This is a genomic window from Streptomyces fodineus, assembly GCF_001735805.1.
Classification (GTDB): domain Bacteria; phylum Actinomycetota; class Actinomycetes; order Streptomycetales; family Streptomycetaceae; genus Streptomyces; species Streptomyces fodineus.
Genome location: NZ_CP017248.1, coordinates 1,020,409 through 1,034,842, shown reverse-complemented (window position 1 = coordinate 1,034,842; position 14,434 = coordinate 1,020,409). Strand labels below are relative to the sequence as shown.

Here is a 14,434-nt window from a genome sequence, read left to right as displayed (position 1 = left end):
ACGGATGAGGCGGATGAGCAGCAACGAAGACAGGCTTCTCGAATATCTCAAGCGCGTCACCGGAGACCTTCGTCAGGTCCGGGAGCGCCTTCGCGAGGTCGAGGAGAAGGATCAGGAACCCATCGCGATCGTCGGCATGGCGTGCCGGTATCCGGGCGGGGTGCGTTCACCGGAGGACCTGTGGCAGCTGGTGGTCTCCGGTGGTGACGCGGTCGGTGAGTTCCCGGCGGACCGGGGCTGGGACGTGGAGGGCATCTACGACCCGGACCCGGAGGCGGCGGGGAAGACGTATGCGCGCCGTGGTGGATTCCTGTACGAGGCGGGGGAGTTCGACGCCGGGTTCTTCGGGATCAGCCCGCGTGAGGCCGTGGCGATGGATCCGCAGCAGCGGCTGCTGCTGGAGACCACGTGGGAGACGTTCGAGCGGGCCGGTATCGACGCGGAGTCGGTGCGGGGCAGCCGTACCGGGGTCTTCGTCGGCTCCGGCTACCAGGACTACGTCAACCTCCTGGCCGGGGTGGGCGGCGAGTCCGACGGCCATCTCGGGACCGGCAACTCCGCCAGCGTGATGTCCGGCCGCATCGCCTACACCTTCGGGCTTGAGGGCCCGGCGGTCACGGTCGACACGGCGTGTTCGTCGTCACTGGTGGCGCTGCACTGGGCGGTCCAGGCCCTCCGCAACGGCGAGTGCTCCATGGCGCTGGCCGGCGGCGTGCAGGTGATGACCACGCCCACCGCGTTCGTGGAGTTCAGCCGCCAGCGCGGGCTGGCCCCCGACGGACGGTGCAAGCCGTTCGCGGCCGGCGCGGACGGCACCGGCTGGGCCGAGGGCGTCGGCATGCTCCTGGTGGAGCGACTGTCCGACGCCCGCCGCAACGGGCACCGGGTGCTGGCCGTGGTGCGGGGCAGTGCCGTGAACCAGGACGGTGCGTCCAACGGCCTGACGGCGCCGAACGGTCCGGCGCAGCAGCGGGTCATCCGCCAGGCCCTGGCATCGGCCGGTCTGTCTCCCGCCCAGATCGACGTCGTGGAGGCGCACGGTACGGGTACGACGCTGGGTGACCCGATCGAGGCGCAGGCGCTGATCGCCACGTACGGTCAGGAGCGGTCGGAGGACCGGCCGTTGTGGCTGGGCTCGCTGAAGTCGAACATCGGCCACGCCCAGGCCGCCGCGGGTGTCGGCGGCATCATCAAGATGGTCATGGCCATGCGCCACGGAGTGCTCCCGCAGACCCTGCACGTGGACGAGCCGACGCCGCACGTGGACTGGTCGGCCGGTGACGTCCGCCTGCTGACCGAGGCCGTCGCATGGCCGGAGACGGACCGCCCGCGCCGGGCCGCCGTGTCGTCCTTCGGCGTCAGCGGCACCAACGCCCACACGATCATCGAGCAGGCGCCGGTCCCGGACGAGGAGCCCGCAGCGGCTCCCGCAGACGGCCCGCTGGCGTGGGTGCTCTCCGCCAGGAGCGACGCGGCGCTGCGGGCCCAGGCGGCCCGGCTGCTGCCCTTCGTACGGGGCGGGGTCCGGCCGCACGACGTCGGGCTGTCGCTGGCCACGACCCGCGCGGCCATGCGTCACCGGGCCGCGGTCGTGGGGGAGGACCATGAGGAACTGCTCCTGGGGCTGGCGGACCTGGCCGCCGGGAACCCTTCGCCCCGTGTGCTGCTCGGGCGTCCGGCCGGCGGCAGGACCGGCTTCCTCTTCTCCGGGCAGGGCTCGCAGCGCATCGGCATGGGACGCGAGCTGTACGCGGCGTTCCCCGTCTTCGCCACGGCCTACGACGAGGTGCGCGCGCGTCTGGACGCCCCGGTCGACGTCGACGCCGAAACGCTGCACCGGACCGGGTGCACCCAGCCCGCGCTCTTCGCGGTCGAGGTGGCCCTGTTCCGACTCCTCGAATCCTGGGGCGTCCGGCCCGACTTCGTCATGGGCCACTCCGTGGGCGAGATCGCCGCCGCGCATGTGGCCGGTGCGCTGTCCCTCGACGACGCGGCGAAGCTGGTGTCCGCCCGCGCCGCGCTGATGCAGGCCCTGCCCACGGGCGGCGCCATGGTCGCCGTACAGGCCACCGAAGAGGAGGTCCTGCCCCGCCTCACCGACGGAGTGAGCATCGCCGCGGTCAACGGCCCCTCGTCGGTGGTGGTTTCCGGTGACGAGACGGCGGCCCTGGCGATCGCCGCGGCCTTCGCCGAGCAGGGCCGCAAGACGTCCCGGCTGAAGGTCAGCCACGCCTTCCACTCGCCGCTGATGGAGCCGATGCTGGAGGAGTTCGCCGAGGTCGTCCGTGGCCTGGCCTTCGAGAAGCCGCAGCTTCCCGTCGTCTCCAACCTCACGGGCCGGCTCGTCGAGGACTACACGCCCGAATACTGGGTGCGGCACGTCCGCGAGGCGGTCCGCTTCGCCGACGGCGTGCGGACCCTGCACGAGCTGGGCGTGCGGACCTTCATCGAGATCGGCCCGGGCGGTGTCCTCAGCGGCATGGCGCAGGGCTGCCTGGACGGCGCCGTCACGGTGCCGATGCTGCGGGCCGACCGCCCCGAACGACAGGCGCTCGTCACGGCTCTCGCGCACCTGCACACCCACGGCGTCGCGGTGGACTGGAGCGTCCTCTACGCCGGTGCGCGCAGGACCGACCTGCCGACGTACGCGTTCGAGCACGAGCGGTACTGGGTGCACATCCCGGAGCCCGGCGCTGCCGCCCCGGCGGTGGACCCGGTGGACGCGGAGTTCTGGGAGACCGTGGAGCGCGAGGACCTGCGGGCCCTCGCCGAAACCCTGCACATCGGCGCGGGGGACGCGTTCAGCGACGTGCTGCCGAAGCTGTCGTCGTGGCGGCGGCAGCGCAAGGAGCAGTCCGCCGTCGACGACCGGCGCTACCGCGAGTCGTGGAAGCGCCTGGGCGAGCTCGCTCCGGCCGGCCTCGGCGGCACCTGGCTGTTGGCCGTGCCGGAGGAGGAGAACGAGCAGACCGCCGCTGTCCGCTCCGTGCTCACCGCTCGCGGCGCCACTGTGCGGACGCTGGTCGTCGGCTCGGCGAGCGACCGCGCCGGACTGGCCGGGGAACTGACCGGGACCGGGCCGGTCGACGGCGTGCTGTCCCTCCTCGTCACCGGCGACCCCGTACTGCCCACCCTGCTGCTCGTCCAGGCCCTGGGCGACGCGGGCGTCGACGCCCCGCTGTGGTGCCTCACCTCGGGCGCGGTGGCCGTGAGCGGCTCCGACGCCGTACGCGACGCCCGGCACGCCCAGGTCTGGGGCCTGGGCCGCACCGTCGCACTGGAGTTACCCCGGTGCTGGGGCGGCCTGATCGACCTGCCGGAGTCCGTCGACGACCAGGTCGCCGCGCGCCTGGCCGACGTGCTGGGACAGGCGCTGACCGGCCGGTGGGAGGAGGACCAGCTCGCCGTCCGCGCCTCCGGCGTCTTCGCCCGGCGGCTCGCCCACGCACCGGACCGGGCGGCCACCCGCCACTGGCAGCCGCGCGGCACCGTCCTCATCACCGGCGGTACGGGCGCGCTGGGCGGCCACGTCGCCCGCTGGCTGGCGCGCGGTGGCGCCGAACACCTCGTCCTCACCAGCCGCCGGGGCGCAGGCGCCCCGGGCGCCGCCGCCCTGCGGGACGAGCTGGAGGCCCTCGGCGCCCGCGTCACGCTCGCCGCCTGCGACGTGGCCGACCGCGACGCCGTGGCGGCCCTGCTCGCCGAACACACCTTCACCGCCGTCGTGCACGCAGCCGGGGTCGCCGACGCCGGCATGGTGGACGCCACCACCCCGGCCGCCTTCGCCGCCGCGCTCGCCGCCAAGGCCGGCGGCGCGGCCCACCTGGACGAGCTGCTGGGCGACCAGGAACTCGACGCCTTCGTCCTGTTCTCCTCCATCTCCGGCGTCTGGGGCAGCGGCGGCCAGGCCGCCTACGCCGCCGGCAACGCCTTCCTCGACGCTCTCGCCCGGCGGCGCCGCGACCGCGGCCTGACCGCGACCGCCGTCTCCTGGGGCCCCTGGGCCGACGGCGGCATGGTCGAGGACGGCGACGACGAGGAGCGGCTGCGCCGCCGCGGCCTGCGCGCGATGACCCCCGCATCGGCGATCACCGCCCTGCAACGCGCGCTCGACCGCGACGAGACCCTGCTGACCGTGGCCGACGTGGACTGGGCGCGTTTCATCGTGCCGTTCACCCTCGGCCGGCCCAGCCCGCTGCTCGGCGACCTCCCCGAGGTGCGCGCGGCGCTCGCGCAGGACGCCCCCGAGGCGGGCCACGGCTCCGGGGCGCTCGCCGAGAGCCTGGCCGGGCTGTCGTACGAAGACCGCGCACGCACCCTCGTGGACCTCGTGCGCACGCATGCCGCCGCCGTCCTCGGCCACCGCGCCGTGGCCGCCGTCGAGGCCGACCGGCCCTTCAGGGACCTCGGCTTCGACTCCCTGACCGCGGTGGAACTCCGCAACCGGATCAACGAGGCCACCGGCCTTGCCCTGCCCACGACGCTGGTCTTCGACCACCCCACGGCCGCGGACCTCGCCGCCCACCTGCTCGCCGAACTCACCGGCGGACAAGGTGCGGTGGCCATGGCCGAGGCAGCCGCCGCGGTGCTGGACGAGCCGATCGCCATCATCGCGATGGCCTGCCGCTACCCCGGCGGCGTGCGCTCGCCCGAGGACCTGTGGGAGCTGGTCGCCTCCGGCCGCGACGCGATCTCCCGCTTCCCCGGCAACCGCGGCTGGGACGTCGAGGCGCTCTACCACCCGGACCCCGACCACCCCGGCACCACGTACACCACCCACGGCGGATTCCTGCACGACGCGGACGAGTTCGACCCCGCGGTCTTCGGAATCAGCCCGCGCGAGGCCGTCGCCATGGACCCGCAGCAGCGCCTGCTGCTGGAGACCACCTGGGAGGCCTTCGAGCGCGCCGGGATCGCCCCCCACGCGATGCGCTCCACCGCCACGGGCGTCTACGTCGGCTCCGGCTACCAGGACTACACCGGCCGCCCGCTCAAGGTGCCCGACGGCGTCGAGGGCTACCTCCCCAGCGGCAACGCGGCCAGCGTGATCTCCGGCCGGCTCTCCTACACCTTCGGCCTGCAGGGGCCGTCGGTCACCGTCGACACCGCGTGCTCATCCTCGCTGACCGCCCTCCACCTCGCCGTACAGGCACTGCGGAACGGCGAGTGCTCCATGGCACTGGCGGGCGGCGTGATGGTGATGGCCGGACCGTCCGCGTTCACGATGTCGAGCCGGCAGCGCGCGCTGTCCGCCGACGGCCGCTGCAAGGCGTTCTCCTCGTCCGCCGACGGCACCGGCTTCGCCGAGGGCGTGGGCCTGGTCCTGGTGGAGCGGCTGTCCGACGCCCTCCGATGCGGGCACGAGGTGCTGGCCGTCGTACGGGGCAGCGCGGTCAATCAGGACGGCGCCTCCAACGGCCTGACCGCGCCCAGCGGCAAGGCCCAGCAGCAGGTCATCCGGCAGGCGCTGGCCAATGCCCGGCTCGCCCCGGACGAGGTGGACGCCGTGGAGGCCCACGGCACCGGAACCCGGCTCGGCGACCCGATCGAGGCGCAGGCACTGCTGGCCACGTACGGCAAGGAGCGCCCCGGGGGCCGGCCGCTGTGGCTGGGCTCGCTGAAGTCCAACATCGGCCATACGCAGGCTGCCGCCGGCGTCGGCGGTGTCATCAAGATGGTGATGGCCCTCCGCAACGGCATCCTGCCGCAGACGCTGCACGTCGACGAGCCGACCCCGGACGTCGACTGGGCCGGCGGGAACGTGCGCCTGCTCACCGAGCAGACCGCCTGGCCCGACCGGGACAGGCCACGGCGTGCGGCCGTCTCCTCGTTCGGGATGAGCGGCACCAACGTGCACACCATCATCGAGCAGGCCCCCGAGACCACGTCCGCCGCCGAGGGCGAGCAGTCCCCCGCAGCGCAGGACACGTCCGTCGCCGAAAACCAGCAGAACTCCTCAGCGCGCCACGCGACCGCCGTCCGGCCCCCGGAGGTGTTCCCGTGGGCGCTGTCCGCGAAGACCGCCCGGTCCCTGCGCGAGCAGGCCCGCCGGCTGCTGAACCACCTCGACCGCAGCGAAGGGCTCTGTCTGCCCGACGTCGGCCGCGCCCTCGTCACCACGCGGACGCAGCTGGAGCAGCGGGCCGTGGTCGTCGGCCGTGACCGGCACGAACTGCGGGCCGGGCTCGCGGCGCTCGCCGACGGCAGACCCGCGGACACCGTGGTCCAGGGCACCGCCGCAGCCTCCGGCAGGGTCGCCTTCGTCTTCCCCGGGCACGGCTCGCAGTGGCCGGAGATGGCCCGCGAACTGCTGGACATCTCCCCGGTCTTCGCCGAGCAGGCGAAGGCCTGCGCCGAGGCGTTCGCCCCCTACCTCGACTGGCCGCTGCTCGACGTGCTGCGCGCCGAGCCGGGCGCGCCGGACGTGGCCGAGGTGGAGGTCGCCCAGCCCGCGCTGTTCACGGTGATGGTGTCGCTGGCCGCGCTGTGGCGGTCCTACGGTGTGACGCCCGCCGCCGTCGTCGGCCACTCACAGGGCGAGGTCGCCGCCGCGTACGTCGCGGGCGCGCTGACGCTGCACGACGCGGCCCGGATCGTGGCCCTGCGCAGCCGCTCGCTGACCAAGCTGATCGGCAAGGGCGCGATGCTCGCGGTCGCCATGCCCGCCGACCGGGCCCGCGCGAGGCTGGAGAAGTATGGGGACCGGCTGTCGGTCGCCGCCGTGAACGGGCCCGCCGCCCTGACCGTCTCCGGAGAGCCCGACGCGGTCGACGAACTCCTGGCGGAACTCGAAGCCGAGGGCGTGCGCGTGCGCAAGGTCCGCGGCGCCACCGGCGCCGGGCACTCCGCCCAGGTCGAGAGCCTGCGCCCCGAACTGCTCGAACTGCTGGCCCCGGTCGCGCCGAGCGCGGCGGACATCCCCTTCTACTCCACGGTGACCGGCACTGTGCTGGACACCACCGCCCTGGACGCCGAGTACTGGTACCGCAACGCGCGGCACACGGTGGAGTTCGAGCGGACCGTACGGACGCTGCTGGCGGACGGGCACGGGGTGTTCGTCGAGTGCAGCCCGCACCCGCTGCTGGCCGGTGCCGTGCAGGAGATCGCGGAGGAGGCCGGTGCCGACGCGGTGACCGGTGTCTCGCTGCGCAGAGGCCGGGGCGGCATGGACCGCTTTCTGTACTCCGTGTCCGAACTGCACGTGAGCGGCGTACACGTGGACTTGACGGTCCCCTTCGCCGGGCTTCCGGTACGGCGCGTGGACCTGCCGACGTACGCGTTCCAGCGGCAGCGGTACTGGCTTCAGAGCGCCGACCCGGTGCCTGCGGGCGCCGATCCCGTCGAGGCCGGGTTCTGGGAACTGGTGGAGAACACGGACCTGTCCGGGCTCGCCGGTGAGTTCGGGGCGGACGACGCCGCCCTCATCGGCCCGGCGCTGCCGGTGCTGTCCGCGTGGCGTCGGCGCAGCCGCGAGAAGTCCACGGTGGACGGCTGGCGCTACCGCGTCTCCTTCCGGCGGCTGACCGACCACCCGGCCCCCGGCCTGGACGGCCTGTGGCTCGCCGTCCTGCCCGCCGGACTGGCGGACGAGCAGTGGGCGCCCTGCGTCGTCGGCGTGCTCGGCGCCCACGGCGCCAAGGTGCGGGTCGTCGAACTCCCCGTCGGCTGCGACCGCGCGCAGGCCGCGACGCGGCTCGCCGAGGAACTCGGCGGCGAACAGCCCGCCGGTGTCCTGTCGATGCTCGGCCTCGCCCCCGGCTGCCACCCGGACCACCCGACGTTGTCCGCGAGCCTCGCCACGACCGTCACCCTGGTGCAGGCTCTGGGCGACGTGGACGTCCAGGCACCACTGTGGTGTGCGACCAGCGGAGCCGTGTCCACCGGAGCCACCGACCCGCTGCGCGACGCCGGTCAGGCACAGCTGTGGGGTCTGGGCATCGTCGCCGCACTCGAACTGCCCCGGCGCTGGGGCGGTCTCGTCGACCTGCCCGCGAAGCTGGACGCGCACGCGCTGCGCCGCCTGGCCGGAGTGCTGGCCCAGCACGACGAGGACCAGCTCGCCGTACGTGCCGACGGCGTGTACGGCCGGCGCATGGTCCGGGCGCGGCCCGCCGAGGTGGAGCCCGCCACGCCGTGGCGGCCTCGCGGCACCGTCCTGGTCACCGGCGGAACCGGCGGGGTGGGCCGGCACCTCGCCCGTTGGCTGGCCGGCGCGGGCGCGCAGCACCTGGTGCTCACCAGCAGGAGCGGGCCCGACGCCCCCGGCGCGCAAGAACTGCACGCTGAGCTGACCGCGCTGGGCGCCGAAGTGACCATCGCCGCCTGCGACATCGCCGACCGTGACGCGGTCGCTCGGCTGCTCGCCGGCATCGAGTCCCGGCATCCGCTCACCGCGGTGCTGCACGCCGCCGGCACGGCACGGTCGTCCATGCTGGCCGGCGCCGGTCTCGACGAGTTCGCCGAAGCCGCGGCCGCCAAGGTCACCGGCGCCCGCCACCTCGACGAGCTGCTCGACGGCCGTGAGCTGGACGCGTTCGTCCTCTTCGCCTCCGGTGCCGGCGTCTGGGGCAGCGGTGGGCAGGCCTCCTACGCCTGTGCCAACGCCTTCCTCGACGCCCTGGCACTGCGGCGGCGGGCCCGCGGCCTGACCGCGACCTCGATCGCCTGGGGCGGCTGGGCGGGCGGCGGCATGGTCGACGACGCGGTCCAGGAGCGTGGCGAGCGGCGGGGCCTGGGCGTCATGGCCCCCGAGCTCGCGATCTCCGCCCTGCGCCAGGCCGTCGAGCACGACGAGGCGGCCCTCACCGTCGCCCCGATCGACTGGGAGAGGTTCCTGCCCGCCTTCACCGTGGGACGGCCCAGCCCGCTGCTGGCCGACCTGCCCGACGTACAGCGGCTCCTGGAGGCCGAGCAGGCCGCCGGCGAGGAGACCGGCGCCGCACGGGGGCTGGCGACCGAACTCGCCGGACTCGCCCCGGCCGAGCAGGAGGAGCGGCTGCTGGCGCACATCCGTGCCGAGAGCGCCGTGGTCCTCGGTCACGCGTCGGCCGAGGACGTGCTGCCCACCGCGCACTTCCTGGAGCTCGGCTTCGACTCGCTCACCGCGATCGACCTGCGCCGGCGCCTGTCGGCGGCGACCGGTCTGCGGCTGCCCGCGGGACTGGCCTTCGACCATCCCACGCCCGCCAGGCTCGCCAAGCACCTGCTGACCCGGCTCCAGGGCGCCGGCCGCGGGGGAGAGGAGCGGCCCGCCGACATGCTGGTGCAGCTCTACCGGCATGCGAGCGAGACCGGGACGGCCGCCGAGGCCATGGGGATGCTGATGGAGGCGGCCCGCTTCCGGCCTTCGTTCGAGCGGCCCGAGGAACTGGCCCAGCGGCCCGCCCCGGTCCGGCTGGCGCAAGGCGACCGCCCCTATGCGCTGATGTGCTTCTCGCCGTACGTCGTACCGGCCGGTGCGCACCAGTACGCGCGGTTCGCCGCACCCTTCCGCGACCGGCTGGACGTGTGGGCGCTGGTCCACCCCGGCTACGAGAAGGGCGAGCCGGTCCCGTCCGATCCGGACGTCGTGCTCCGGCTGCACGCGCAGACCGTACGGGAGTGCGCCGACGGGAAGCCGGTCGTCCTGCTCGGCTACTCCTCGGGCGGCTGGATCGCCCACGGAGTGGCGGCACACCTGGAGGCCATGGGCGAGCGGCCGGCGGCCGTGGTGATGGTCGACAGCTTCAGCCGAGAGGTCCCCTTCGACCACCAGGTGCTCAACGCGATGGCCCAGGCGCAGTCGCAGCGCCTGGACTTCATGAGGTCCGGCGGCGAACAGCTCACCGCGATGGGCCGTTACATGCGTCTGTTCGACGACTGGGCTGCGCCGGAGATCGCCGCGCCGACCCTGCTCGTACGGGCGAGCGAGCCCGTGCCGGCCGGCGTCGCGGACGGCGACGGGCGCGCGGCACCGCCCGAGCACGTGGACACGATCGTCGAAGTGACCGGAAACCACTACTCGATGCTCGAGGACCACGCCGGCACCACCGCGGCGGCGGTCGATTCCTGGCTGGCCGACGTCGTCACCGATTCGTCCGGCCCCGCCGCACCTTGAGGACGCAACCACCGCATGACCGGCCCGCGACCACCGCGAGCACGGCATACCCCGACAGACAAGACAGACCAGACAGAGCAGATGTGGGAGAGAAATCATGACGAAGGCTCTCTACGAGATAGGCGAGACCCCGCCGCTCGGTGAGGTCCCGCGGCAGATGTACGCCTCGGTGATCCGCCAGAACCGCTTCGGAGAGCCGAAGCAGGCGTTCCGCACCGAGATCGTCGACACGCCCGCGGTCGGCCGGGGCCAGGTGCTGGTCTACGTGATGGCCGCCGGCATCAACTACAACAACGTGTGGTCCTCGCTGGGCAAGCCGGTCGACGTCATCGGGATGCGGCAGCGCCAGGGCCGGAGCGAGGACTTCCACATCGGTGGCTCGGAGGCCTCGGGCGTGGTGTGGGCCGTCGGCGAAGGCGTCCGCAACGTCAAGGTGGGCGACCACGTGCTGCTCACCAGCGGCCAGTGGGACGAGACCGCCGCGGACATCCGGATGGGCACGGACCCCCTTGTCTCGGAGAGCATCAAGGCCTGGGGGTACGAGACCAACTACGGCTCCTTCGCGCAGTTCTGCCGCGTCGACGAGTACCAGTGCCACCCCAAGCCCGCCCATCTGTCGTGGGAGGAGTCGGCGGCCTTCCTGCTCACCGGGCCCACCGCCTACCGGCAGTTGTTCGGCTGGCAGGGCAACACGGTCCGCCCCGGCGACCCCGTGCTGATCTGGGGCGGTGCGGGCGGCCTCGGCTCGATGGCCATCCAGCTCGTCAGGCTGGCCGGCGGCATCCCGATCGCCGTGGTCTCCAGCGAGGAGCGCTCCGAGTACTGCCGCCGCCTCGGGGCGGCGGGCACCATCAACCGCCGCGACTTCGATCACTGGGGCCGGCTGCCCGATGCCCAGGACGCCGAGGCGTCGGCGCGGTTCCTGCGTGGCGCTCGCGGAGTCGGCAAGAAGGTCTGGGAGATCCTCGGTGAGCGCAAGTCCCCGCGGATCGTGCTGGAGCACAGCGGCCAGGACACCCTGCCGACCTCGATGTACCTGTGCGACAACGCCGGCATGGTGGTGATCTGCGGTGGCACCTCCGGCTACAACGGAGACCTCGACCTGCGCCACCTGTGGATGCGCTCCAAGCGCCTCCAGGGCTCGCACTACGCCGGCACCCGCGAGTGCCGCGAGGTCATCAACCTCGTCGGCGCCGGCATGCTCGACCCCTGCCTGTCCGCCTGCGACGGCTTCGAGGACATCGGGCGCATGCACCAGATGATGCACGACAACGTGCACCCCTCCGGGAACATGGCCGTCCTCGTGAACGCGCCTCGGCGCGGCCAGACCGCGCTCGAACTCGCCGCCGCCTGACGGCTCCTGCCGTACGACCCCCTTCCTCCCGCAAGCACAAGGAGAGTCATGCCCGAGCCCACCGCCGACGCGCCCGCCGTCCCCAAGGCCCGCAGTTGCCCGTTCCTGCCGCCGGACGGCATCGCCGACATCCGGGCGGCCGCCCCGGTGACCCGGGCCACCTTCACCAGCGGCCACGAGGCGTGGCTGGTGACCGGCTACGAGGAGGTGCGCGCCCTGCTGCGCGACCCCTCGTTCAGCGTTCAGGTGCCCCACGCACTGCACACCCAGGACGGCGTCGTCACCCAGAAGCCCGGCCGCGGCAGCCTGCTGTGGCAGGACGAGCCGGAGCACGCCATGGACCGCAAGCTGCTCGCCAAGGAGTTCACCGTCCGGCGCATGCAGGCGCTCCGGCCGAACATCCAGCGCATCGTCGACGAGCACCTCGATGCCATCGAGGCGCGGGGCGGCCCGGTCGACCTGGTGAAGACCTTCGCCAACCCGGTGCCCTCCATGGTGATTTCCGATCTGTTCGGTGTTCCGGTCGAGCGCCGGCCGGAGTTCCAGGAAATCGCCGAGGCGATGATGCGGGTCGACCAGGACGCCGCCGCCACCGAGGCCGCCGGCATGCGCCTGGGCGGGCTGCTCTACCAGCTCGTCCAGGAGCGCCGGGCCAACCCCGGGGACGACCTGATCTCGGCGTTGATCACCACCGAGGACCCCGATGGCGTCGTCGACGACATGTTCCTCATGAACGCGGCCGGCACCCTGCTGATCGCGGCCCACGACACCACCGCCTGCATGATCGGCCTCGGTGCGGCGCTGCTCCTCGACCGCCCCGACCAGCTGGCCCTGCTGCGCGAGGACCCGTCGCTGGCCGGCAACGCGGTCGAGGAGCTGCTGCGCTACCTCACCATCGGCCAGTTCGGCGGCGAGCGCGTCGCCACCCGGGACGTGGAGCTCGGTGGCGTGCGCATCGCCAAGGGCGAGCAGGTCGTCGCGCACGTCCTCGCCGCCGACTTCGACCCCGCCTTCGTGGACGAGCCGGAGCGCTTCGACATCACCCGCCGCCCCGCCCCGCATCTGGCCTTCGGCTTCGGCGCACACCAGTGCATCGGCCAGCAACTCGCCCGGATCGAGCTGCAGATCGTCTTCGAGACCCTTTTCCGCCGCTTCCCGACCCTGCGCTTGGCCAAGCCCGTCGGGGAGCTCCGCTTCCGCACCGACATGGTCTTCTACGGGGTGCACGAGCTACCCGTCACCTGGTGACCGCCAAGGCCGCGGTGAGGGCCAGGGGTTGCCCTGCTTCCGGCGCAAGGCGCCCTGCTGACGGACCGAAACCGTTGCCCGCGGCCATGCACGCATCGATGAACGACCGCACCGCCCATTGTTCGAAAGGCACCACATGACCGAGGCCGAAATCCGCTTAAGCAGGGCGTCGGCGTCCTTCCCCCAGGACAGGACCTGCCCGTACCAGCCGCCGAGGGCCTACGCGCAATGGCGGGGCGAGAGCCCGCTGACGAAAGTCACGCTGTTCGACGGCCGTCCGGCGTGGCTGGTCACCGGGCATGCCGAGGGACGGGCGCTGCTCGTCGATCCCCGGCTGTCCTCCGACTGGGGTCACCCGGTCTTCCCGGTCGTCGTCCAGCGCACCGAGGGCCGCGGCGGGCTCGCGTTCCCACTGATCGGCGTCGACGACCCCCTGCATGCCCGGCAGCGGCGCATGCTGATCCCCAGCTTCGGCGTCAAGCGCATGAACGCCATCCGTCCCAGGCTGCAGAGCCTGGTCGACAAGCTGCTGGACGACATGCTGGCCAAGGGGCCGGTCGCAGACCTGGTGTCGGCCTTCGCCCTGCCCGTGCCCTCCATGGCGATCTGCGAGCTCCTCGGCGTCCCGTACGGCGACCACGACTTCTTCGAGGAGTGCTCCCGCAACTTCGTGGGCGCCGCGACGTCGGCGGAGGCCGACGCGGCCTTCGCCGAGCTGTGCACGTATCTGCACGGCCTGGTCGTCAAGAAGCGGGCCGAGCCTGCGGACGGCCTGCTGGACGAGCTGATCGCACGCCAGTTGGCGGAGGGCCACCTGGACCACGACGAGGTGGTCATGATCGCGCTGGTCCTGCTGGTGGCCGGCCACGAGACCACCGTCAACGCGATCGCCCTCGGAGCCCTCACGCTCGTCCAGCACCCCGAGCAGATCGAGGTGCTGCTGCGCGATCCCGCTGCCGTATCGGGAGTGGTGGAGGAGCTGCTGCGGTTCACCTCCGTCTCCGACTACATCGTCCGGATGGCCAAGGAGGACATCGAGGTCGGCGGCGAGACCATCAAGGCCGGGGACGCGGTGCTGGTCTCCATTTCGCTGATGAACCGCGACGCCAGGGCGTACGAGAACCCCGACGTCTTCGACGCGCGGCGCAACGCGCGTCACCACGTCGGCTTCGGCCACGGCATCCATCAGTGCCTGGGACAGAACCTCGCCCGCGCCGAGCTCGAGATCGCCCTCGGCACGCTCTTCGCCCGCATCCCGGGCCTCCGGCTGGCCGTCCCCCTGGAGGAGGTGCCCATCAAGGCAGGTCACGACGCCCAGGGCCCGATCGAGCTCCCCGTCACCTGGTGAGGGCACAGGCGGAGGGAACGGAAGGAAGAGAGGAAGGCCACGCTATGCGCATCACCATCGACCGCGACCGGTGCATCGGCTCCGGCCAGTGCGTCATGACCGCACCCGGCGTCTTCACGCAGGACGACGACGCGGTGGTCGCCCTGGTCCCGGGACATGAGGACGGGGCGGCAGACCCGCGCGTGCACGACGTCCCCTTGGTCTGTCCGGTACAGGCGGTCGCGATCTTCGAGGACTGAGCGGCACCGGCCGTGAGGGGGCGCAACCGTGCGAGCGGTGGCTCTCCGGGAGAGCCGGGCGGCCAGGGCCACCGCTTGCTGGAATCCCGCAGCGGCGCATCACGGGGATGGCGAACCGGATGAGTCAGCCGGCGAGGCAGAGCATGGGT

At 73.0% G+C, this 14,434-nt stretch carries 5 protein-coding genes; all 5 read left to right on the top strand.

Features of this window, described 5'->3' with window-relative positions:
* Positions 1-4: 4 nt before the first annotated feature.
* The 5 genes from BFF78_RS49550 (at position 5) to BFF78_RS04515 (ending at position 14,285) form a co-directional block, all read left to right on the top strand.
* Complete coding sequence (locus BFF78_RS49550; RefSeq protein WP_079161140.1) at positions 5-10,096, top strand: type I polyketide synthase; 10,092 nt, start codon at positions 5-7, stop codon at positions 10,094-10,096.
* 97 nt (positions 10,097-10,193) lie between these two features.
* Positions 10,194-11,450 carry a crotonyl-CoA carboxylase/reductase gene (gene ccrA / locus BFF78_RS04530; protein ID WP_069777067.1) on the top strand — a complete coding sequence of 419 codons (1,257 nt, stop codon included), beginning with the start codon at positions 10,194-10,196 and terminating at the stop codon, positions 11,448-11,450.
* A gap of 48 nt (positions 11,451-11,498) precedes the next feature.
* On the top strand, positions 11,499-12,698 hold the full coding sequence (locus BFF78_RS04525) for a cytochrome P450 (RefSeq protein ID WP_069777066.1): 1,200 nt from the start codon (positions 11,499-11,501) through the stop codon (positions 12,696-12,698).
* 136 nt (positions 12,699-12,834) lie between these two features.
* A complete protein-coding gene (locus BFF78_RS04520) occupies positions 12,835-14,046 on the top strand; it encodes a cytochrome P450 (RefSeq protein ID WP_069777065.1) in 1,212 nt (403 codons plus the stop codon).
* 44 nt (positions 14,047-14,090) lie between these two features.
* On the top strand, positions 14,091-14,285 hold the full coding sequence (locus tag BFF78_RS04515; protein WP_069777064.1) for a ferredoxin: 195 nt from the start codon (positions 14,091-14,093) through the stop codon (positions 14,283-14,285).
* Positions 14,286-14,434 lie beyond the last annotated feature (149 nt).